Annotated in this window: 20 protein-coding genes; 10 read left to right on the top strand and 10 right to left on the bottom strand. The window is 61.0% G+C overall.

Annotated elements, in window-relative coordinates; genetic code table 11:
• Position 1 precedes the first annotated feature (1 nt).
• Entirely contained in the window at positions 2-1,444 is a 1,443-nt protein-coding gene (locus K5Y35_RS11555; protein ID WP_222834255.1) for a cytochrome ubiquinol oxidase subunit I, read from the bottom strand.
• Positions 1,445-1,963: 519 nt separating this feature from the next.
• Here K5Y35_RS11555 and K5Y35_RS11550 point away from each other — a divergent pair.
• Positions 1,964-3,202: an MFS transporter gene (locus tag K5Y35_RS11550; protein ID WP_222834254.1), complete on the top strand. Its 1,239-nt coding sequence runs from the start codon at positions 1,964-1,966 to the stop codon at positions 3,200-3,202.
• 6 nt (positions 3,203-3,208) lie between these two features.
• Here K5Y35_RS11550 and K5Y35_RS11545 read toward each other — a convergent pair whose 3' ends face one another.
• Both K5Y35_RS11545 and K5Y35_RS11540 read right to left on the bottom strand, forming a co-directional pair.
• Positions 3,209-3,760 carry a DJ-1 family glyoxalase III gene (locus K5Y35_RS11545; RefSeq protein ID WP_222834253.1) on the bottom strand — a complete coding sequence of 184 codons (552 nt, stop codon included), beginning with the start codon at positions 3,758-3,760 and terminating at the stop codon, positions 3,209-3,211.
• Between the two features lie 67 nt (positions 3,761-3,827).
• Entirely contained in the window at positions 3,828-4,274 is a 447-nt protein-coding gene (locus tag K5Y35_RS11540) for a DUF4879 domain-containing protein (protein ID WP_186748033.1), read from the bottom strand.
• A 222-nt stretch (positions 4,275-4,496) separates the two neighbouring features.
• On the opposite strand from K5Y35_RS11540, the gene K5Y35_RS11535 reads away from it, so the two are divergent.
• The 4 genes from K5Y35_RS11535 (at position 4,497) to K5Y35_RS11520 (ending at position 8,364) form a co-directional block, all read left to right on the top strand.
• Positions 4,497-5,792, top strand: coding sequence for an NCS2 family permease (locus K5Y35_RS11535; RefSeq protein WP_128614312.1), 1,296 nt, complete (start codon positions 4,497-4,499; stop codon positions 5,790-5,792).
• Positions 5,789-6,868: a tRNA (uridine(54)-C5)-methyltransferase TrmA gene (trmA, locus tag K5Y35_RS11530; protein WP_123463947.1), complete on the top strand. Its 1,080-nt coding sequence runs from the start codon at positions 5,789-5,791 to the stop codon at positions 6,866-6,868. Before K5Y35_RS11535 ends, trmA begins: the two co-directional genes overlap by 4 nt.
• Positions 6,869-7,063: 195 nt before the next feature.
• Positions 7,064-7,513 carry a type II 3-dehydroquinate dehydratase gene (gene aroQ / locus K5Y35_RS11525; protein WP_123463945.1) on the top strand — a complete coding sequence of 150 codons (450 nt, stop codon included), beginning with the start codon at positions 7,064-7,066 and terminating at the stop codon, positions 7,511-7,513.
• Entirely contained in the window at positions 7,510-8,364 is an 855-nt protein-coding gene (locus tag K5Y35_RS11520) for a shikimate dehydrogenase (protein ID WP_222834252.1), read from the top strand. The genes aroQ and K5Y35_RS11520 overlap by 4 nt, the downstream gene beginning before the upstream one ends.
• A gap of 116 nt (positions 8,365-8,480) precedes the next feature.
• On the opposite strand, the gene K5Y35_RS11515 is transcribed toward K5Y35_RS11520, so the two are convergent.
• The gene (locus tag K5Y35_RS11515; protein ID WP_123463942.1) at positions 8,481-9,158 is read right to left on the bottom strand and encodes a TetR family transcriptional regulator; all 678 of its coding nucleotides are present in this window, start codon (positions 9,156-9,158) and stop codon (positions 8,481-8,483) included.
• A gap of 101 nt (positions 9,159-9,259) precedes the next feature.
• On the bottom strand, positions 9,260-11,161 hold the full coding sequence (quiC, locus tag K5Y35_RS11510; protein WP_222834251.1) for a 3-dehydroshikimate dehydratase QuiC: 1,902 nt from the start codon (positions 11,159-11,161) through the stop codon (positions 9,260-9,262).
• Between quiC and K5Y35_RS11505 the strand changes: the two genes are divergently transcribed.
• Both K5Y35_RS11505 and K5Y35_RS11500 read left to right on the top strand, forming a co-directional pair.
• Positions 11,160-11,477, top strand: a complete 318-nt coding sequence (locus tag K5Y35_RS11505; RefSeq protein ID WP_222834250.1) for a hypothetical protein — start codon at positions 11,160-11,162, stop codon at positions 11,475-11,477. The genes quiC and K5Y35_RS11505 overlap by 2 nt on opposite strands.
• Before the next feature lie 24 nt (positions 11,478-11,501).
• Positions 11,502-12,839, top strand: coding sequence for an MFS transporter (locus tag K5Y35_RS11500; protein WP_222834249.1), 1,338 nt, complete (start codon positions 11,502-11,504; stop codon positions 12,837-12,839).
• 124 nt (positions 12,840-12,963) lie between these two features.
• Here K5Y35_RS11500 and K5Y35_RS11495 read toward each other — a convergent pair whose 3' ends face one another.
• Together K5Y35_RS11495 and K5Y35_RS11490 are read right to left on the bottom strand one after the other, a co-directional pair.
• Positions 12,964-13,842 (bottom strand): DMT family transporter, encoded by an 879-nt coding sequence (locus tag K5Y35_RS11495; protein ID WP_123463934.1) that lies wholly within the window; start codon positions 13,840-13,842, stop codon positions 12,964-12,966.
• 211 nt (positions 13,843-14,053) lie between these two features.
• The gene (locus tag K5Y35_RS11490) at positions 14,054-14,830 is read right to left on the bottom strand and encodes an IclR family transcriptional regulator (RefSeq protein ID WP_123463932.1); all 777 of its coding nucleotides are present in this window, start codon (positions 14,828-14,830) and stop codon (positions 14,054-14,056) included.
• 291 nt (positions 14,831-15,121) lie between these two features.
• On the opposite strand from K5Y35_RS11490, the gene K5Y35_RS11485 reads away from it, so the two are divergent.
• Together K5Y35_RS11485 and K5Y35_RS11480 are read left to right on the top strand one after the other, a co-directional pair.
• Complete coding sequence (locus tag K5Y35_RS11485; RefSeq protein WP_222834248.1) at positions 15,122-16,009, top strand: neutral zinc metallopeptidase; 888 nt, start codon at positions 15,122-15,124, stop codon at positions 16,007-16,009.
• Positions 16,010-16,960, top strand: coding sequence for an alpha/beta fold hydrolase (locus tag K5Y35_RS11480; protein ID WP_123463928.1), 951 nt, complete (start codon positions 16,010-16,012; stop codon positions 16,958-16,960).
• A gap of 115 nt (positions 16,961-17,075) precedes the next feature.
• Here the strand turns inward: K5Y35_RS11480 and K5Y35_RS11475 are convergent, their stop codons facing one another.
• The 3 genes from K5Y35_RS11475 to K5Y35_RS11465 form a co-directional block, all read right to left on the bottom strand.
• Entirely contained in the window at positions 17,076-17,669 is a 594-nt protein-coding gene (locus tag K5Y35_RS11475; protein WP_123463926.1) for an HAD family hydrolase, read from the bottom strand.
• Complete coding sequence (gene tesB / locus K5Y35_RS11470; protein WP_222834247.1) at positions 17,666-18,535, bottom strand: acyl-CoA thioesterase II; 870 nt, start codon at positions 18,533-18,535, stop codon at positions 17,666-17,668. The genes K5Y35_RS11475 and tesB overlap by 4 nt, the downstream gene beginning before the upstream one ends.
• Positions 18,536-18,640: 105 nt before the next feature.
• Positions 18,641-19,210 (bottom strand): GNAT family N-acetyltransferase, encoded by a 570-nt coding sequence (locus tag K5Y35_RS11465; protein ID WP_123463924.1) that lies wholly within the window; start codon positions 19,208-19,210, stop codon positions 18,641-18,643.
• Between the two features lie 83 nt (positions 19,211-19,293).
• Here K5Y35_RS11465 and K5Y35_RS11460 point away from each other — a divergent pair, with 83 nt between their 5' ends.
• The gene (locus K5Y35_RS11460; RefSeq protein ID WP_123463922.1) at positions 19,294-20,214 is read left to right on the top strand and encodes a histone deacetylase; all 921 of its coding nucleotides are present in this window, start codon (positions 19,294-19,296) and stop codon (positions 20,212-20,214) included.
• Positions 20,215-20,415: the final 201 nt, after the last annotated feature.

Here is a 20,415-nt window from a genome sequence, read left to right as displayed (position 1 = left end):
GTCAAATCTCCTTTTCCAGGCTGCGCGCCTGGTCAGCGTCGGTGCCTTCATCATCAGCCGCAGACAACGGCCGCGCCGGTGTGCGTTTCTGGCCAGGACCACCGTCGTTGGTTTCCTTGCCTTCGTCGGTTTTCGGCCCTTTGCGCACCAGGCGCATCATGTAGCCAAGCCCTGCACCGAACAGCGCGAAGTAGACCAGCACGAACATGATCAGGGTGATGCTCATCTGCATGAAGCTGTGATTCGACGAAGCGTCCGCCGTACGCATCAGGCCGTAGACCACCCACGGCTGGCGGCCGATCTCGGTGGTGAACCAGCCCGCCAGGATCGCGATCAGACCGGAAGGCCCCATCCACAACGCCAGGTACAGGAACGGCCGCGAGGTGTAGAGCGTGTCGCGTTTGCGTAGCCACAGACTCCACAGACCGGTGAAGATCATCAGGAAACCGAGGCCGACCATGATCCGGAACGACCAGAACACGATGGTCGAGTTGGGCCGGTCCTCAGGCGGGAACTCCTTGAGTGCCGGCACCTGTTTGTCCAGCGAGTGGGTCAGGATCAGGCTACCGAGGTAGGGAATTTCCACGGCATATTTGGTCTTCTCTTCTTTCATGTCCGGCCAGCCGAACAGAATCAGGGGGGTCGCTTCGTCGCCTTTGTTTTCCCAGTGACCTTCAATCGCGGCGATTTTCGCCGGCTGATGCTCAAGAGTGTTGAGGCCGTGGAAGTCACCGATGACCGCCTGGATCGGCGCAACGATCAACGCCATCCACATCGCCATCGACAGCATGGTGCGGATTGCCGGATTGTCCTTGCCACGCAGCAGGTGCCAGGCCGCCGACGAGCCCACGAAGAACGCCGTGGCAACAAACGCCGCGGTTGCCATGTGCATCAGGCGATAGGGGAACGACGGGTTGAAGATGATGGCCAGCCAGTCGGTGGGAATCACCTGACCGTTGACGATCTCGAAGCCCTGCGGGGTCTGCATCCAGCTGTTGGAGGCGAGAATCCAGAAGGTCGAGATCAGCGTGCCGATCGCCACCATCACGGTGGAGAAGAAGTGCAGACCGCGCCCGACCTTGTTCCAGCCGAACAGCATCACGCCGAGGAAACCGGCCTCGAGGAAGAAGGCTGTGAGCACTTCATAAGTCAGCAAGGGCCCGGTGACGGAACCGGCAAAGTCCGAGAAACGACTCCAGTTGGTGCCGAACTGGTAAGCCATGACCAACCCGGACACCACCCCCATGCCGAAGTTGACGGCAAAGATTTTCGACCAGAAATGGTAGAGATCACGGTAGGTGTCGTTGTGGGTTTTCAGCCACAGGCCTTCGAGCACCGCAAGGTAACTCGCCAGGCCAATGGTGATGGCCGGGAACAGGATGTGGAACGAGATGGTGAACGCGAACTGAATTCGGGCGAGATCGAGTGCCTCTAAACCGAACATAAGTCTTCCTCTGTCAGGTAATACCGGCGTCGGGGCTTTTGGCCCTTGCACCTACTGCCCCCACGGATATGGAGTGCGGCGAATTCTGATTCGTTCTTTTTTAACAACCATCGCAACGCAGGGAGTCTGGCCAACAGGCCACCGGATCAATTCCGTCTGGGGTCTTGATCTGGATCAAGCAACGTTAAAAGAGTAGTCCCATTTTTGCCGATGAACTGCGTGGTCGTTTGCCGCGTGACAAGTTGCCTCAGCACCACGGCAATGCTCTCGAACAGATTCTTCAGAGAGACAGAAGTCCTGTGGCGAGGGGATTTATCCCCGTTGGGCTGCGCTGCCGCCGCGCACGCATCTTTTTACGACTGCTGCGCAGCCGAGCGGGGATAAATCCCCTCGCCACAGGGTTGCGGTGTTACTGAGAGGAGATCGTTGTCTGGCTAACTAAATTTTTTGTCATGGCAACTTCCTGTTACAGAGTGGTGATAACCTCGCGATTCACCCTCGAACCAGACCTGCCTTCAGATGCCCACCCAAGCGCCCCTGCTGTTACGTCACCATCGTCCTTTCCTTGCGTTCTGGCTCGCCCGGATCTTCACCGCCAGCGGCTTCCAGATGCTCACCGTCGCCATTGGCTGGAACCTCTATCAACTGACCGGCAACGTTCTCGATCTGGGCCTGGTCGGACTCGTCGAATTTGCCCCGCGGGTGCTGTTCATGCTGCACACCGGGCACGTCGCCGACCGCTACGACCGACGCAAAGTGGCGGCGCTCTGTCAGTCGCTGCAAGCGCTGATCGCCCTGGCGCTGGCGATCGGCAGTGCCACCGATCACGTCACTCGGGAGATGATCTTTATCCTCGCCTTCCTGCTCGGTGCTGCACGGTCCTTCGAGCTGCCGACCACTCAGGCACTGTTGCCGAGCATCGTGCCCAGCGCACTCTTTCCGCGTGCGGTCGCGGCAGCACAGTCGGCGCAGCAATCGGCAACCATCGTCGCCCCGGCCCTGGGCGGTTTGCTCTACGCGTTCGGCAGTGTCTGGGTCTATGGGCCGACGGTGCTGCTCTATGTCATCGCCTGCTCGCTGATGCTCAACCTGCCCGCACGGCATACGCCGCTCAACAAGGGCAAGGCCACGCTGGATTCGCTGCTGGCGGGCATTCGTTTCATCCGTAGCCGACCGGACATCCTCGGGGCGATTTCGCTGGACCTGTTCGCCGTGTTGCTCGGCGGAGCCACCGCGCTGCTGCCGGTGTTCGCCAAAGACATCCTGCTCACCGGCCCGTGGGGCCTGGGGTTACTGCGTTCGGCACCCGCCGTCGGCGCGTTGTTGATGTCGCTGTTCCTCGCCCGGTTTGCCGTCGAACGCAATGTCGGCCGAGTGATGTTCACCGCCGTCGGCGTGTTCGGCGTCGCGACCATTGCCTTTGGCCTGTCGACGTCGTTCTGGTTCTCGCTGGCGGTGCTGGTCGTGCTGGGCGCTGCAGACATGATCAGCATGGTGATCCGTGCTTCCTTCGTGCAGCTGGAAACCCCGGACGAAATGCGCGGCCGGGTCAGCGCGGTGAACGGCCTGTTCATCGGTGCTTCGAACCAGTTGGGCGAATTCGAATCCGGCCTCACTGCGCACTGGTTCGGCACCGTACCCGCCGTGGTGATGGGCGGGATCGGCACGCTGGTGGTGACAGGCACGTGGATCAAACTGTTCCCGACCCTGGCCAACCGCGACCGGATGCACGTGCCGGTGGAAGAGGTGAAGGTCTGACGTTATTCAGGCCGACAACTCCCCCGCCACCTTCGCCCGTAACGCCTTGCCGCCAAGTTGCTCAACCAGGGTCAGGGCAAACGCCAGTGCGCCGCCGGAGCCCTGGGCGGTAATGCAATTGCCGTCGACCACCACCGGTTGATCAACAAACGTACAGCCCGACAGTTGATGGCTGGCACTCGGCAGGCAGGTCATGCGGCGTTGGCGTAAGACACCCGAGGCTTGCAGGGCAATGGCCGGGGATTCGCCGATGGCAGCGAACAGGCGTCCGGCGCTGGCCTGGTCCTTGAGCAGTTGTTGCAACGGCTGATGCGCCGCCAGGTGCTGTGCGCCAATGGCGCCGCCGGGCAGGACGATCAGATCGAATAGTTGCGCCAGCACATCGACCAGCATGCCGTCGGCGGTCAGTCGGGTGCCGCGGGCGCAGGTGAGCATACGGCGGCCCTCGATGCTGGCCGCCATCACTTCGATGCCGGCGCGGCGCAGCACGTCGATCAGGGTGACGCTTTGCAGATCATCGATGCCCTCGGCGAGGGTAATCAGGGCTCTAAAAGTCATGGGCGCTTTCCACTGAAGGGTCTTTAAAGCGTAGTCAGCTTTGCCCGGACCTGTTCAGAGACAGCCGTTACTTGATGTAAAGCTGGGTGGCAAGCGTGTTGCCCGGTGCGTTGATCGAGGTGTTGCTGAAGGTAAAAATGCCATCCTGCTTGCCGGCCAGGTCAAAGACATACAGGTAGCCCACGGTTTTGCGACCTACAGTGCATTCGGTGAGATTGCCGTTATCAAATGCGCAAACCGGAGTGCGCGTGCCGTTCACCTCAAAACCGTCGAGCGCGACATGGGGCTCGCGACCATAACCGACTTCCAGCACGTAGACCTTGATGTTCGATCCACTGTGATCACAGCGCGTTTGCTCCTGCCCCTCGGCAATATCTTCGAAACCGCAGTTCGGCGATTCGACTTTCAATACCTTCAACTGCGTCAGCGGTGGCGCCGATGCCGCCCCGGCGCCAGACGCCGTGCCCAGCAAAACCGCCATCAGCCCGAAAGCCTTTACCCAGTGCGTGCTCATACGATCCCCATCCCCCCAAAATCAGCGCGCAGTATGGCGCAGTTGGCCCCGGGGCAAAACTTCGCCGACGATCGACACCAACAACCGCCATATTCCTCACGCTGCTGGTATGATGCGCGGCTTTTTCCGGCCCACCACAAATTCCCAGGCGCTTGCGACGGTCTGTGCTTTGCTGTTGAGGTCGATACATTCACGGCGCCATGCGCGCCACGGGGAGCAGACATGCTGGAAAGGCTGTTTCAACTCAAGGCACACAACACCAACGTGCGGACCGAGATTCTCGCGGGCGTCACGACTTTCCTGGCCATGGCCTACATTCTATTCGTCAACCCGAGCATTCTCGGCGAGACCGGCATGGACAAAGGTGCGGTGTTCGTCGCCACCTGTCTGGCTGCGGCCATTGGTTCGACGGTCATGGGCCTGATCGCCAACTACCCGATCGCCCTCGCCCCAGGCATGGGTCTGAACGCCTTCTTCACGTATACCGTGGTGCTGCATATGGGCCACACCTGGCAAGTGGCGCTGGGCGCGGTGTTCATTTCCGCGGTGCTGTTCTTCCTGCTGTCGATCTTCCGCATCCGTGAATGGATCATCAACAGCATCCCGCTGCCCCTGCGCTCGGCGATTGCCGCCGGTATCGGCCTGTTCCTGGCGCTGATCGCCCTGCACAACGCCGGTATCGTGGTCAGCAACCCGGCGACCATGGTCGGCCTTGGTGACTTGAAACAACCGGCGCCGATCCTCGCCACCCTCGGCTTCGCCCTGATCGTTGCCCTCGAAGCGCTGAAAGTGCGCGGTGCGGTGTTGATCGGCATTCTCGCGGTGACCATCGCGTCCATCGCCATGGGTGTCACCCCGTTCGGCGGCGTGACCTCGATGCCACCGTCGCTGGCCCCGACCTTCCTGCAACTGGACATCAAAGGCGCGCTGGACATCGGTCTGGTCAGCGTGATCTTCGCCTTCCTGTTCGTCGACCTGTTCGACAACTCCGGGACCCTGATCGGCGTCGCCAAGCGCGCAGGCCTGATGGGCAAGGACGGCCACATGCCAAAAATGGGGCGTGCGCTGATCGCCGACAGCACCGCCGCCATGGCCGGCTCGCTGCTGGGCACCTCGACCACCACCAGCTACATCGAATCCGCTGCTGGCGTGAGTGCGGGCGGTCGTACCGGCCTGACGGCCATCGTCGTGGCCATTCTGTTCCTGCTGGCGCTGTTCTTCTCGCCACTGGCCGCCAGCGTTCCGGCGTTCGCCACCGCACCGGCCCTGCTGTTCGTCGCCGTGCTGATGACTTCGGGCCTGGCGGAAATAGACTGGGAAGACATCACCGTAGCCGCCCCGGTTGTCGTGACCGCGCTGGCGATGCCGTTCACTTACTCGATCGCCAACGGCATCGCCTTCGGTTTCATCTCCTGGACCGCGATCAAGCTGCTGTCGGGCCGTGCCCGTGAGCTGAACCCGGCGCTGGTGATTCTGTCGATTCTGTTCGTGATCAAGTTGGGTTGGTTCAACGCATGACATTCGATTCCCAGGCCTACGCCACTCAGCTCGAAGACAAGGTCGCGCGTTTGCGTGACCTGCTCGCTCCGTTCGATGCGCCAGCACCGACGGTGTTCGACTCGCCGCTGCAGAACTTCCGCCTGCGCGCTGAATTCCGCCTGTGGCGCGAGGCCGGCGAGCGCCACTACGCGATGTTCTCCCAGGACGACAAACGCACGCCGATCCTGATCGAGGAATTCCCGATCGCCAGCCTGCGCATCAACCAGTTGATGCCGCAGCTCAAGGCCGCCTGGCAGGCCAGTTCGGCGCTGAGCCACAAGCTGTTTCAGGTGGAGTTTCTGACCACTCTGGCCGGCGATGCGATGATCACCCTGTGCTACCACCGTCCGCTGGACGCGCACTGGCACGCGGCGGCAACACAACTGTCGGCAGATCTGGGCGTCAGCATCATCGGTCGCTCCAAAGGCAAACGCGAAGTCATCGGCCACGATTACGTGGTGGAGAAACTCGAGGTCGGCGGCCGCACCTTCAGCTACCGCCAACCGGAAGGCGCGTTCACCCAACCGAACGGCACGGTGAACCAGAAGATGCTGAACTGGGCGTATGAAGCGCTGGGTGATCGCAGCGACGATCTGCTGGAGCTGTACTGCGGCAATGGCAACTTCACCCTGCCGCTGGCCACTCGCGTGCGCAAAGTGCTGGCCACCGAAATCAGCAAGACCTCGGTCAACGCCGCGCTGAGCAACCTCAGCGAAAACGCTGTGGATAACGTCACGCTGGTGCGCCTGTCCGCCGAAGAACTGACCGAAGCGCTCAACGAAGTACGCCCGTTCCGTCGCTTGCACGGCATCGACCTGAAGAGCTACGAATTCGGCAGCGTGTTCGTCGACCCGCCGCGCGCCGGCATGGACCCGGACACCTGCGAACTGACACGGCGTTTCGACAACATCCTGTACATCTCCTGCAACCCGGAAACCCTGGCGGCCAACATCGCCCAGTTGCACGACACGCACCGCATTACCCGGTGCGCGCTGTTCGACCAGTTTCCGTGGACGCATCACATGGAATCAGGTGTGTTGCTGACCCGGCGCTGATGGCCGATGCGATACGAAAAAGCCGTCGTGATGACGGCTTTTTTGTGGCTGTGATCTTTTGATGTGTGCGATCACCGAACATAAAACGTCGGACGTAATACTGTTGAATTGACCAGAGTAACCATCTGGTACATTTTACCTCCACACGCCGAGCCCCTCGGCGCAAGCCAAAAACAATAAGTGGAGTTCTGCCCCATGCCCCCTATCGTTCTGGTGCTCAACGGCCCGAACCTGAACCTGCTCGGCACCCGTGAACCGGCGACTTACGGCCACGAAACCCTGGCGGATATTTCTGCTCTCTGCGGACGCGCCGCCGAAGACTTCGGCCTGGCTGTGGAATTCCGCCAGACCAATCACGAAGGCGAACTGCTCGACTGGATTCACGCGGCACGCGGACGTTGCGCCGGGATCGTGATCAATCCGGCGGCGTGGACGCACACCTCGGTAGCGATTCGCGATGCGCTGGTCGCCAGTGAATTGCCGGTGATCGAAGTGCACCTGTCCAACGTCCACGCGCGCGAACCGTTCCGTCATCACTCGTTCGTGTCGGCCATCGCCACGGCGGTGATGTGCGGCTTCGGCAGCCATGGCTATCGCCTCGCCCTGGAACACTTCAGCCAACGACTGAAGGGGCGCGCAGCATGACCTGCAAACCGGCAATACTGGCCGGACTGATCGGTGCGGGCATCCAGGCCTCGCGTACCCCCGCGCTGCATGAGCATGAGGGCGATGCGCAAGGCCTGCGTTATCTCTACCGGTTGATCGACCTCGACCAGTTGCACATCGACAGCAACGCCCTGCCCGAACTGCTGCTGGCGGCCGAGCGGATGAACTATACCGGGCTGAATATCACCTTCCCGTGCAAGCAGGCGATTATCCCGCTGCTCGATGAGTTGTCGCCGGAAGCCCGGGGCATCGGCGCGGTGAACACCGTCGTGCTGAAGGACGGCAAACGGGTCGGCCACAACACCGATTGCCTGGGCTTTGCCGAAGGCTTTCGCCGAGGCTTGAAGGACGCCGCCCGTGAACGCGTGGTGCAAATGGGCGCCGGAGGTGCCGGCGCCGCAGTGGCCCATGCCCTGCTGAGCGAGGGCGTACAGCGCCTGAGCATTTTCGACGTCGACAAGGAACGCGCCGAGTGCCTGGCCAATAACCTCAACGAGCATTTCGGCGCTGGTCGGGCCGTGGCCGGGCAGGATCTGCCGGGGACGCTGGAGCAGGCTGACGGGCTGGTGAACACCACCCCGATGGGCATGGCCAAACTGCCGGGTATGCCGGTGCCGGTGGAGCTGTTGCGCAAGGCGTTGTGGGTGGCGGAGATCGTGTACTTTCCGCTGGAAACCGAATTGCTGCGCAACGCCCGCGCGCTGGGGTGCCGCACGCTGGATGGCGGCAACATGGCGGTATTTCAGGCAGTGAAGGCGTTTGAATTGTTCAGCGGTGTGGTGCCGGATGCGCAGCGAATGCTGGCGCATTTTCAAAGCATGAATGGCTGAAGCAACTTGCTTCCCTGTGGGAGTGAGCCTGCTCGCGATGGCGTCCTTTCAGCCAACACATTAGTTGCCTGACACACCGCTATCGCGAGCAGGCTCACTCCGACAAGGGGATTGCGTCAGGCTTGCAGGTAGCGCAGAACCGACTCGCAAATCATCTCGCGATGCCGCTGCTTGATGGCTTCATCCGGCAGATCGATCTGAAAGATCTCACCAAACGTGTGCCGGTTCGACACGCGATAGAAGCAGAACGAACTGATCAGCAGATGCACATCCAGCGCATTGAGCCCTTTGCGGAATACGCCCTCCTCGGCGCCACGGCGCAGAATCTCGCCCAGCGAATCGAGGATGGTGTTGTTCATCGCCTTGATCGCGTCGGAACGCTTCACGAACTCGGCGTTGTGGATATTTTCGATGCAGACGATCCGCACGAAATCGACGTTGTGATCGTGATGGTCGAACGTGAATTCCACCAGCCGCCGAATCGCTACCACCGGCGGCAGCTCGGCCAGGTGCAGGCGGTTTTCAGTGTTGCGGATATCGCCGTAAAGCTTCTCCAGCACCTCGACGTACAGCTGCTCCTTACTGCCGAAGTAGTAATAGATCATGCGTTTGGAGGTATGGATGCGCTCGGCGATCGCATCGACGCGGGCGCCGGACAAGCCTTGCTGGACGAACTCGACGATCGCCTCCTGCAAGATGTTCTCGCGGGTCTTTTCCGGGTTGTTTTTGCGACTCTTGCGCGGCTCTTCGGCGGAACCGACAGCAGCTGCGGAAAGTTCTGTATTCATCGTCATTGCGGGCTCACGGCCATCACTGCACAGGCGGCGATTATGGGCCGCGCAGCCCAGTGAAGGAAGCCGCGAGGCCCGCGTTTAATCCCGCGCTTACGAATTTCCTACAACTTCGCCTGACGGACTGCGCCGCTGCGTGATTTGGCCATCGCCGCCAGACGCACCGCGACGTTCGCCGCGCCATAACCGGCATAGCCGTTCTTGCGCTGGATGATCTCGAAGAAGAACCGCCCTTCGAAAGGCTCGGTGTACACGTGAAACAGCTCACCGCCCTGAGCATCGCGATCGTAAAGCACGTTGTAGTACGCCAGCTCGCTGAGGAACTCGTCATCGAAATCAAAGCGGGCGGCGAGGTCGTCGTAATAGTTGAGGGGAATGTCCAGCAACGGTACGCCGGCCTCTTTGGCACGACTGACTTCAGCGAAGATATCGTCACAATCGAAAGCGATGTGATGCACACCGGAGCCGCGATAACTCGACAGGGCGTGGGAGATCGCGGTGTTGCGATTCTCCGAGATATTCAGCGGCAGACGAATCGAACTGTCACGGCTGCGCAGCGCGCGGCTCTTCACCAGGCCGTAGGGATCAGGCAGCACCACTTCGTCATCGGCCTCGAAATCCAGCAGGCTCTTGTAGAACAGCACCCAACTGTCGAGGCTGTCCGCCGGCAGCGCCATGGCCATGTGGTCGATACGCTTGAGACCGCCGCTGGCCCGGGCGTCCGGCAGCAGGTTGAAATCCGTGCCATAGACATCCGCCGCTTCATCCACCAGATAAATCAGGCTGCCGTCCGGAGCACGCACGGCGGCCAGTTCCAGTTCGTTGGGGCCGACCAGTCCGCGATAGGGCTGACCCTTGTAGGCGACAGCACGCGCCAGCGCACTGGCGCTGTCCTTGACCCGGACGGCGGTGGCGCACAGCGACGGACCATGGGCCTCAAAAAAGCTGTGGCCGAATGAATACGGCTCGGCATTGAGGATCAGGTTGATATCGCCCTGACGCAGCAGGCTGACGCTCTTGGAACGGTGCTGCCCGGCCTTGGCGAAACCGAGGCGTTCCAGCCAGTGGGTCAGTTTGGCACCGAGTGCTTCGTCCACCGCGAACTCGAGAAACTCGATGCCGTTGTACTCGCTGGCCTTCGGCGTTTCGAACAGAATCTCGCGGTTGGCCACTGGTGCCGCATCCTGCTCCAGACGCTGGCGGGTCTTTTCTTCCAGATACAGCAAGGAACGCAAACCGTCTGCGGCATTGGCCCGTGGCGGCGCGGCGCGGAAGCCGTCATTGAAGATTTCCAGCGACAACGGCCCGGTATAACCACTCTGGATGATCGGCGCGAGGAAACCCGGCAGATCGAATTCGCCCTGTCCGGGGAAGCAGCGGAAGTGCCGGCTCCACTCCAGGACATCCATCGCGAGAATCGGCGCGTCGGCCATTTGCACAAAGAAGATCTTGTCGCCGGGAATGTCGGCAATCGCGCGGGGATCGCCCTTCAGCGACAAGGTATGAAAACTGTCGAGCAGCACGCCGAGGCTCGGGTGATCGGCCTGACGCACGATGTCCCAGACCTGTTGATACGTATTGACGTGACGCCCCCAGGCCAGCGCCTCGTAACCGATGCGCAAGCCACGCGCGCCGGCGTGTTCAGCCAACAGGCGCAGGTCGTCGACGAGTGTCTGCTGATCGCCGACGCTGTCGGCCGAGGCGTTGCTGCACACCAATACCAGATCGGTGCCCAGCTCCTGCATCAGGTCGAACTTGCGTTCGGCCCGTTCCAGGTTGCGCGCCAGCCGATCCCGGCGGCAGCCCTCGAAATCGCGGAACGGCTGAAACAAAGTGATGGCGATGCCGAGATCGGCGCACATCTGCCGGATTTCCCGCGGGCTGCCGTCGTAATACAGCAGGTCGTTTTCGAAAATCTCCACGCCGTCGAATCCGGCGGCGGCAATGGCTTCGAGCTTTTCCGGCAGGGTACCGCTCAAGGAAACGGTGGCTATCGAACGCTGCATGTTTCAACTCCCGGACTGCGCCGTTCTTTGTGCAGGTGCTGCCGAAGGTCGCGATCCCTTGATCCTCAAAAGCAAAGTTCGCAGCCTTCGGGGGGCTCCTGCGCAGGATGGTTTTTATATTGGGGGAAATTATTGGCTGCATCCTTTTCGGCAGCAATTTAAAGTGTACTACCCGGTTAGTTTTGCGTGCGATTATCGAACACAATGGCGGTTTGGCGAATTGACGATTTTTCGTCCACTGCCCAACATCGGCTGCACATTGAGTCCGGATCTGAACCACCGGTCGCAGCGTGCAAAAAAAAAGCACACCAAATAACAAATCCAAAAACGGGTGGAACACATGATTCCTTCACAGACTTCCCGCATGGCCCCGGCCATGAGCACTGCCACGGGTGGCATCGGCGACAAGATCCGCGGCGCCATGGCTGTCGGCAAGACCCGCTGGGGCATGCTGGCCCTGGTGTTTTTCGCCACCACCCTGAACTACATCGACCGCGCCGCCCTCGGTGTCATGCAGCCGATCCTCGCCAAGGAAATGAGCTGGACGGCGATGGACTACGCCAACATCAACTTCTGGTTTCAGGTCGGCTACGCCATCGGCTTCGTCCTGCAAGGCCGGCTGATCGACCGGGTCGGCGTCAAGCGTGTGTTCTTCTGCGCCGTGCTGCTCTGGAGCCTGGCCACCGGCGCCCACGGCCTGGCGACTTCCGCCGTTGGCTTCATGGTCTGCCGGTTCATCCTCGGCCTGACCGAAGCGGCGAACTATCCGGCCTGCGTGAAAACCACGCGCCTGTGGTTCCCGGCCGGTGAACGTGCCGTGGCCACCGGCATCTTCAACGCCGGCACCAACGTCGGTGCGATGTTCACGCCGATGCTGCTGCCACTGATCCTCCACGTGTGGGGCTGGCAGGCTGCGTTCATGTGCATGGCGGCGCTGGGCGCGATCTGGTTGCTGTTCTGGGGCTTGAAGTATTTCAACCCGGAAGATCATCCGAGCGTGAAGCAATCCGAACTCGATTACATCCAGCAGGAAGTCGAACCGGAACAGGCCCGTGTGCCGTTCTCGAAAATCCTGCGCATGCGCGGCACTTGGGCCTTCGCCCTCGCCTACTCGCTGACCGCTCCGGTGTTCTGGTTCTACCTGTACTGGCTGCCACCGTTTCTCAATCAGCAATACAATCTGGGCATCAACGTGACCCAGATGGGTATTCCACTGATCATCATCTACGTCACGGCCGACTTCGGCAGCGTCGGTGGCGGCATCCTGTCGTCGTTCCTGATCGGTCGCGGGATGAATTCGATCAAGGCGCGGCTGCTGTCGATGTTCCTGTTTGCCTGCTGCATCATCGGCGTGATCATGGCCGCCGGTTCGAGCAATCTGTGGGTGGCGGTGGCGGCGATTTCCCTGGCCATCGGTGCGCATCAGGCCTGGACCGCAAACATCTGGAGCCTGGTGATGGATTACACGCCCAAGCACATGATGAGCACCGTGTTCGGGTTCGGCGGCATGTGCGCGGCGATTGGCGGGATGTTCATGACCCAGATCGTCGGGCACATCCTCACCGTCACGAATAACAACTACACCGTGCTGTTCACCCTGATTCCGGCGATGTATTTCATTGCGCTGACGTGGATGTACTTCATGGCACCGCGCAAGATTCCAACCATCACCGAATAAAACGCCTGCACCAGATACCCCAAGGAGCGAGCCTGCTCGCGATGGCTTTGTGTCAGTCAACATCTTTATCGACTGGTGCACCGCTATCGCGAGCAGGCTCGCTCCTTGGTTTTTTTGTCATTCATCAGCGGCGGCTTTGCTGCCACGCTGCCGCCAGTCCGCTGCAACAGATCACCGCGATCCCGATCACCGTCAACAGGCTCGGTGTGTGATTGAACAGCAGCCAGCCCAACAATCCCGCAAACACGATCTGGCAATAACCGAACGGCGCCAGCAATGCCGGTGCGGCATGGCGGAAAGCCTGGGTCAGAAACAGATGCGCCGTCATCCCGCAACTGCCCAGCGCGAGCATCAGCCCGGCGTGGGTCAACGTCGGCACCTGCCAGAAGAACGGCACCAGCGCACTCATCACCAAAGTGTTACAGAGCCCGGCAAAGAAGTTGCTGGTGGTCGGGCTGTCCACTTCGGCGAGTTTGCGGGTCAGCAGTTGGTAAAAGCAGAAAAACAACGCCGAACAGAACGGCAGCAACACTGCCGGCGTGAACAGTTCGCCGCCGGGGTGAACAATGATCAGCACGCCGATAAAACCACAAATCACCGCGATCCACTGGCCACGCGTCACCCGCTCTTTCAACAGCGGAACCGACAAGGCCGTCACCAGTACCGGCGCCAGAAAGTTAACCGCCGTGGCCTCGGCAAGCGGGATGTACAGCAGCGCAGTGGTGAAAAACAGACTGGTGCCGAGCAGGCAAAGCGCGCGTGCCAGCTGCCATAACGGCTTTTTCGTGCGCAGCACCCGCAACCCGGACTGCGGCAGAAAAATCCCCGCCATCAGCAAGGTGTGCACCACATACCGTGCCCACACCACCATCACGATCGGATAGAAACCTGACAGGTATTTCGACAACGCGTCATGGCTGGAGAACAGGAAGGTCGCCACCACAATCAGCAAGATCCCTTTAAAGGGCTGGTTGACTCCGGAAAGCGGGGTGCTGACGGTCATTGGCGATCTCTGAAGAAAAACACACTGAGGAAAAGCCTCAAGCAACAATCTAGAACCCGGTTCCAGATTCCGACAGCCTTCAATCATAAAAGTGTGCGAACAGCGCACAGCTTTGCACGATATCTCTTTAGGCGCCGGCACCACTGCGATCTTTGATCCTGATCTCGCGTTTAACTCGACAGCGCCTACAGGGGATGGGTTCGCTTTGTCGTCAGATGAACAGTTCCGAGGCCAGGCTGGCTGCCGACAACTCCTCGGTGAATTTCAACAGCAGCGGCGCCAGCTCATGCAACCTTGCCCCGGGCATCCGCGCACTCGGCCCGGCAATGCTCAACACGCCGATCACCCGAGCATCCGCGGGATGCCGCACCACGGCGGCAATCGCCGAAGTGCCCACTGCCGAACTCTCCTCGACGCAGGCATAGCCCTGCTCGCGCGTCAGCCGCAGACGCTCGAGCAATTCGATATTGGAACGTGGCGCATTCGGCCCGATATCCACGGGCACCTGCGCGGCCTGCCGTTCAACCCGCGACAAGGCCTCGGCATCACTCATGCTCGCAAGCCAGGCGTGGCCGGATGCGGTGTAGAACAGTGGCGCGTCACGGCCCATGTCAGGGTCGTAACGCAGACCGGTGCGCGCGCCCTGCGCCTTGGCGATCCAGGTCTGGCGTTCACCGTCGATGACACCCAGACGCACCAGCTCGCCGGTTTCCTGAGCGAGCCGATCCAGCACCGGCTGCACAATGTCGGCACCGCTGCTGGAGAGGTGGCGAAAGCCCATCGCCACCAGTCTGGTCGACAAGTGATAGCGCAGGGTCTCGGGGTTCTGCCGCACATACCCCAGGCGCACCAGTTCGGCGAGCAAACGGTGCGTGGCACTTTTCGGGATGTCGATCTGCTCGGACAACGTCTGCAGCGGCAACCCGCGGGGCTCGCCGGTAAGACTTTCCAGCACGCTGAAAACCCGTTCGATCTGACTGCCGGCCATGATGAGATCCCAATGAAATTTTGCTGATTCTAAAATATATGCAAAGGAATAAGAAATCTGGAACTGATGAGTCGATTGGCATCGTCCGAACTATTTGCAGCGATGCCAGCGTCCGGATTGAATTACTCCCGTGCCAGCTCGTCATACACAGGCCCGCGTGTCCACGAATAGACGGATAGCCGGACTGGCGCCACACTCACACACCAGCAACACTCAACACCACGTAACGTTCTTCACCACGAAGCTTTCATCACCCCCGAAGCTCTCCACCGGAAAAAAGAGGATTCCCACATGCTATGGAAAAAAGGCCGACGCAGTGACAACGTCGTCGATGCCCGTGGTGATGATGCCGGCGGTGGCGGCGGCATGGGTTTTGGTGGCGGCAAAGGCCTGAGCCTCGGGGCCATTCTGCTGATCGTCGGCATCGGCTGGATCACCGGTCAGGACCCGTTGCAGATCCTCGGCCAGCTTACCGGGCAAACGGGCCAGCAAACGGCCACCTCCTCACAGACCCGGCAGGCGCCTCCGGCCAATGACGAACAGGCCGAGTTCGTGCGCTCGATCCTCGGCGATACCGAAGACACCTGGGGCGCGATTTTCCAACAGGCCGGTCGGCAATATAAGGACCCGACCCTGGTGCTGTTCAGCAATCGGGTCAACTCCGCCTGCGGCCTGGCAACCTCCGCCACCGGCCCGTTCTATTGCCCGGCCGATCAGAAGGTCTATCTCGACATGGCGTTCTTCCAGGAAATGACGCAACGCTTCAAGGCCGCCGGCGACTTCGCCCAGGCCTACGTCATCGCTCACGAAGTCGGACACCATGTGCAGACGCTTCTTGGCGTCTCGGCGAAAATTCAGACAGCCCGTCAGCAGGGCCGGCAGATGGAAGGTGCCGGCGGTTTGCTGGTGCGCCAGGAGCTGCAAGCCGACTGCCTGGCCGGAGTCTGGGCGTATAACGCGCAAAAACGTTTGAACTGGCTGGAACCCGGCGACATCGAGGAAGCCTTGAACGCGGCCAACGCCATCGGTGATGATCGCCTGCAGCAACAGGGTCAGGGCCGTGTGGTGCCGGACTCGTTTACTCACGGTACGTCGGCGCAAAGGGTGCGCTGGTTCAAAACCGGATTCGCGCAGGGCCAGGTCGGCCAGTGCGACACCTTCGCAGCGAAAAACCTGTAAATGCATAAATGGCTTTTGGCATTACTGATCATTGGCAGCACCGCCCACGCGGCCGGCGTCGATGCCATCAGCCCCGGTCGCCTGCAACTCAAGGCCGGGGAAATGGCGGTGGGCATCGGCCCTGCGCCGGAGAAGATCGAGCGTGTGCTGATCGTCATTCATGGTCGCTTGCGCAACGCCGAGACCTATCGCAAAAGCGCCGAGCGCGCGACCGAGCTGGCGGGGCAAACCGCGCACACGCTGGTGATCGCCCCGCAGTTTCTCAACGAAAGTGATGTGGCCCTGTATTCGTTGCCCGCGACGTTGTTGCGCTGGAAGGGTAACGAGTGGATGGGCGGCGGGTTATCCACAGGCCCGAATCCGTTGAGCGCCTATGCCGCACTCGATGAAATCGTCGCCCGCCTCGCTGACCGCAAACAGTTCCCGGACGTGAAGCAGATCGTGATGTTCGGCCATTCCGGCGGCGGCCAGGTGGTGCAGCGGTATGCCCTGCTCGCCAAAGACCAGCCTGCGCTGAAGGCCAACGGCATCCGCTTGCGCTACGTGGTTGCCAATCCTTCGTCGTATGCGTATTTCAATGAACAGCGGCCGGTGGCGTTCGATCATGCCAAGTGCGTGGGCTTCAATCGCTGGAAATACGGTCTGTCAGACATGCCGGTGTACGCCGGTGGGCAAACGCCGCTGCAGCTTGAAAGCAGTTACATCAAGCGTGAAGTGACGTATCTGCTCGGCCAGCAGGACATTGATCCGCAGCATCCGGCGCTGGACAAGGGGTGCGAAGCCGAGGCGCAAGGGGCTTATCGCCTGGAGCGCGGCAAGTTGTTTTTCGGCTATCTGCTGCGGCGCCATCCGGAAGGGGTGAATCAGCGGCTGGTTGAAGTGCCCGGGGTTGGGCATAACGGCGATGGAATGTTGACCTCGCCGGAGGGGCAGAAGGCGTTGTTCGAATAAGTTTTGTGCTGATTGATCTGACGCCATCGCGACCAGGCTCACGCCTGCAGGGGAACGCATTCCAATTGCAGGAGTGAGCCTGCTCGCGATGAGGCCCGCTAAGCACCCAGAATTTTCAGGCCAGAAGCATCCGCCGCAACTCGACACAATCCTGCGCATGCCAGTCGGTCAATTCCGGCCACGGGTTATCCGGCAGATTCACCAGCACCGTCCGCGCCCCGGCGGCCCTGCCGCAATCCAGGTCAAAGCGGTAATCACCGACCATGACCATCTTGCTGGCAGGCACTTTCCAGGCGTCTGCCAGCTTCAGCAAACCACCCGGATGCGGCTTCGGCGGCGCCTCGTCGCGACCCAGTACATCCTCCGCCGCAAAGCAGTCGGCAAGACCAATCGCCTCAAGCGTCACATGCGCCAACTCGCGCGCGTTCCGGGTGAGGATGCCGAGGCGATAACCACGCGAATGCAGGTCGCGCACCAGTTCCACAGCGCCAGTGGCGGGGGTCGAGCCCAGCGCCAGATCACGCTCGTGCTCCAGCAACCAGGCGTGTTTGGCCGCCGCTTCATCTGCCGGCAATGCCGCAAGATGAGTGAGGATGTCGTCCTGCGGCGGAATCGCCAGCGCCACGCGGATCGCCGCAAAGTCATGCACGGCGACGGTCAGCGTGCCGTCCATGTCGAACACCCAGTGCTTCACATCGCTCAGGCTCATGCCCAGTCCTTACGGTGACGAATCAAGCCTTCCTGAGTGACCGACGCCACCAGTTGACCGGCGCGGTTGTACACGCTGCCACGGGAAAAACCACGGGAGTTGCCGGCCCACGGACTGTCCATCGCGTAGAGCAACCAGTCATCGGCGCGCAAGTCGTTGTGGAACCACAGCGCGTGATCGAGGCTGGCGACCTGCATGTCTTTCTGCCAGACCGATTTACCGTGCGGCAGCATCGAGGTGGTCAACAGGCCGAAGTCCGAGGCGTAGGCCAGCAGGTATTTGTGCAGCGCCGGAATATCGGCCAGCGCACCGTCGGCGCGGAACCACACGTATTTCACCGGATCGGCCGGCTGCGGGTTGTACGGGTCTTTTTCGGTGACCGGGCGCACTTCGATCGGTTTCGGGCACAGCAGTTTTTCGCGCATGTGTTCCGGAATCAGGTGTGCGCGCTGTTGGGTCAGTTCCAGCTCCGACGGCAGACTTTCCGGGCCGACCACCACCGGCATCTGGCTCTGGTGCTCGAAGCCTGCTTCGTCGTACTGAAACGAGGCGCTGCAGGTGAAGATCGGATGGCCCTTCTGGATCGCGGTCACCCGGCGAGTGCTGAAGCTGCCGCCATCGCGCACGCGATCAACCGAATACACCACCGGCAACTTGGCATCGCCCGGACGCAGGAAATAGCCGTGCATCGAATGCACATGACGCGCCTCTTCAACGGTCTGACTGGCCGCCGACAGCGACTGACCGAGTACCTGACCCCCGAACAACTGACGGAAACCCAGATCCTGGCTACGGCCGCGGAACAGGTTTTCTTCGATCGGTTCCAGGGTCAGCAAGTCGACCAGATCTTCCAACACTTGGCTCATTCAGACTCTCCTCACACAAAGCTATGCCGCGCAGTCTTGGCTGCGGCGGGCAATTCAGGTTCTGGCGCGAGCCACTGTCGCGCCATTGTAAACGTCCGTGTCGGCTTAGCCATGCAAGGTCTGCAGCCATTGCTCCCGGGTGATGCGATACAGCACATGTCGTCGTAGCGGATGATCGGCGGCAAGTTTGGGGTGATCGAAATCATCCTCCGGCGCGTGATGCATGCCGATTGCCTGCATGACCTTCTCCGAGGGCAGATTGGATTGCGCGGTGAAAGACACGATCTCTTTCAGCGCCAGCCGGTCAAAGCCGCAGCGCAGAGCCGTCCACGCCGCCTCACTGGCATAACCCAGCCCCCAGTGCTCCTTGGCCAGCCGCCAGCCGATTTCCACCGCAGGCGTAAACGGCGCATCGAAACCGACCACACCGAGCCCGGTGAAACCGATGAATTCGCCGCTGTCCTTGCGCTCCAGCGCCCACAAGCCAAAACCGTGCTCGGCAAAATGCCCGCGCACGCGGCCGATCAGTGCCGCACTTTCCAGACGGCTCAGCGCTGCCGGAAAATAACGCATCACTTGCGGATCGGCACACATCGCCGCAAATGCCGGCAAATCTTCGTCCTGCCACTGTCGCATCAGCAGGCGTGCGCTTTGCAGTTCCAGTATCGGCTCCATCGTGCCCCTCCGTTTCCATGCCGCAAGTCTACATCGCTGGTAGGATCCTTCACTCTTACAAACGTTTCCTACATGAAATCGCCATGCCACTGCCGCTGATCTACCACGACGACTACAGCCCCGAATTCCCGGCGGACCACCGCTTCCCGATGGACAAGTTTCGGCTGCTGCGCGATCACCTCGTCGACAGTGGCCTGACCCGCGACGCCGATCTGCTGCGCCCGCAGATCTGCCCCAACGACATCCTCGCCCTCGCCCATGACCGTCGCTATATCGAACGCTACATGAGCGGCGAGTTGTCCCGCGAAGACCAGCGGCGTCTTGGCCTGCCGTGGAACGAAGCCCTGGCGCGACGCACCGTGCGTGCGGTGGGCGGTTCGATTCTGGCGGCGGAGAAAGCCCTGGAACATGGCCTGGCCTGTCACCTGGCCGGCGGCACCCATCATGCCCATTACGATTACCCGGCCGGTTTCTGCATCTTCAATGACCTGGCGATCATCAGCCACTACCTGCTGCAAAGCGGTCGGGTCAATCGCGTGCTGATCTTTGACTGCGACGTGCACCAGGGCGATGGTACCGCGCGGATTCTCCACGACACGCCGGAGGCGATTACCGTTTCCCTGCACTGCGAGAAGAACTTTCCTGCACGCAAGGCCGAAAGCGATTGGGACATTCCGCTGCCCAAAGGCATGGGCGATGCCGACTATCTGCAGGTTGTGGATGACGCGCTCAACTATCTGCTGCCGCTGTACCAACCGGACCTGGTGCTGTACGACGCCGGCGTCGATGTGCACAAGGACGATGCCCTCGGATACCTGCAACTGACCGACGAAGGGGTCGCCGCCCGCGATGAACGCGTAATGCGCCATTGCCTGGGTCGCGACATCCCGGTGGTCGGTGTGATTGGCGGCGGTTACAGCAAGGATCGCCACGCCCTCGCCCGTCGCCACGGCATCCTGCATCACAGCGCGCAACGGGTCTGGCAGTCACACGGCTGTCATTGAGTTGTGCTGCGTTACCCACAATGGCTGTGGAACGGCCTGTGGATAACCTGAGTGAAAGGGACTACAGACCACAGTGAGCATGGCTTACAGCGCAATGGTCGTTTTTTGACCAACATCTTGAACTACCCCAAATCCTTTCAGGAGTGAGCCTGCTCGCGATCGCGTCAGCCCCTTCAACTCAGAGTTGACTGATCCACCGCT

Source organism: Pseudomonas sp. SC3(2021) (assembly GCF_019856535.1).
Classification (GTDB): Bacteria; Pseudomonadota; Gammaproteobacteria; order Pseudomonadales; family Pseudomonadaceae; genus Aquipseudomonas; species Aquipseudomonas monsensis.
This window is presented reverse-complemented; position numbering and strand designations above follow the sequence as displayed.

Bases quoted from the DNA above. Each gene is read 5' to 3' on its own strand.
- K5Y35_RS11555 (WP_222834255.1), bottom strand. From the start codon at position 1,444: ATGTTCGGTTTAGAGGCACTCGATCTCGCCCGAATTCAGTTCGCGTTC.
- K5Y35_RS11550 (WP_222834254.1), top strand. From the start codon at position 1,964: ATGCCCACCCAAGCGCCCCTGCTGTTACGTCACCATCGTCCTTTCCTT.
- K5Y35_RS11545 (WP_222834253.1), bottom strand. From the start codon at position 3,760: ATGACTTTTAGAGCCCTGATTACCCTCGCCGAGGGCATCGATGATCTG.
- K5Y35_RS11540 (WP_186748033.1), bottom strand. From the start codon at position 4,274: ATGAGCACGCACTGGGTAAAGGCTTTCGGGCTGATGGCGGTTTTGCTG.
- K5Y35_RS11535 (WP_128614312.1), top strand. From the start codon at position 4,497: ATGCTGGAAAGGCTGTTTCAACTCAAGGCACACAACACCAACGTGCGG.
- trmA (WP_123463947.1), top strand. From the start codon at position 5,789: ATGACATTCGATTCCCAGGCCTACGCCACTCAGCTCGAAGACAAGGTC.
- aroQ (WP_123463945.1), top strand. From the start codon at position 7,064: ATGCCCCCTATCGTTCTGGTGCTCAACGGCCCGAACCTGAACCTGCTC.
- K5Y35_RS11520 (WP_222834252.1), top strand. From the start codon at position 7,510: ATGACCTGCAAACCGGCAATACTGGCCGGACTGATCGGTGCGGGCATC.
- K5Y35_RS11515 (WP_123463942.1), bottom strand. From the start codon at position 9,158: ATGACGATGAATACAGAACTTTCCGCAGCTGCTGTCGGTTCCGCCGAA.
- K5Y35_RS11505 (WP_222834250.1), top strand. From the start codon at position 11,160: ATGTTTCAACTCCCGGACTGCGCCGTTCTTTGTGCAGGTGCTGCCGAA.
- quiC (WP_222834251.1), bottom strand. From the start codon at position 11,161: ATGCAGCGTTCGATAGCCACCGTTTCCTTGAGCGGTACCCTGCCGGAA.
- K5Y35_RS11500 (WP_222834249.1), top strand. From the start codon at position 11,502: ATGATTCCTTCACAGACTTCCCGCATGGCCCCGGCCATGAGCACTGCC.
- K5Y35_RS11495 (WP_123463934.1), bottom strand. From the start codon at position 13,842: ATGACCGTCAGCACCCCGCTTTCCGGAGTCAACCAGCCCTTTAAAGGG.
- K5Y35_RS11490 (WP_123463932.1), bottom strand. From the start codon at position 14,830: ATGGCCGGCAGTCAGATCGAACGGGTTTTCAGCGTGCTGGAAAGTCTT.
- K5Y35_RS11485 (WP_222834248.1), top strand. From the start codon at position 15,122: ATGCTATGGAAAAAAGGCCGACGCAGTGACAACGTCGTCGATGCCCGT.
- K5Y35_RS11480 (WP_123463928.1), top strand. From the start codon at position 16,010: ATGCATAAATGGCTTTTGGCATTACTGATCATTGGCAGCACCGCCCAC.
- K5Y35_RS11475 (WP_123463926.1), bottom strand. From the start codon at position 17,669: ATGAGCCTGAGCGATGTGAAGCACTGGGTGTTCGACATGGACGGCACG.
- tesB (WP_222834247.1), bottom strand. From the start codon at position 18,535: ATGAGCCAAGTGTTGGAAGATCTGGTCGACTTGCTGACCCTGGAACCG.
- K5Y35_RS11465 (WP_123463924.1), bottom strand. From the start codon at position 19,210: ATGGAGCCGATACTGGAACTGCAAAGCGCACGCCTGCTGATGCGACAG.
- K5Y35_RS11460 (WP_123463922.1), top strand. From the start codon at position 19,294: ATGCCACTGCCGCTGATCTACCACGACGACTACAGCCCCGAATTCCCG.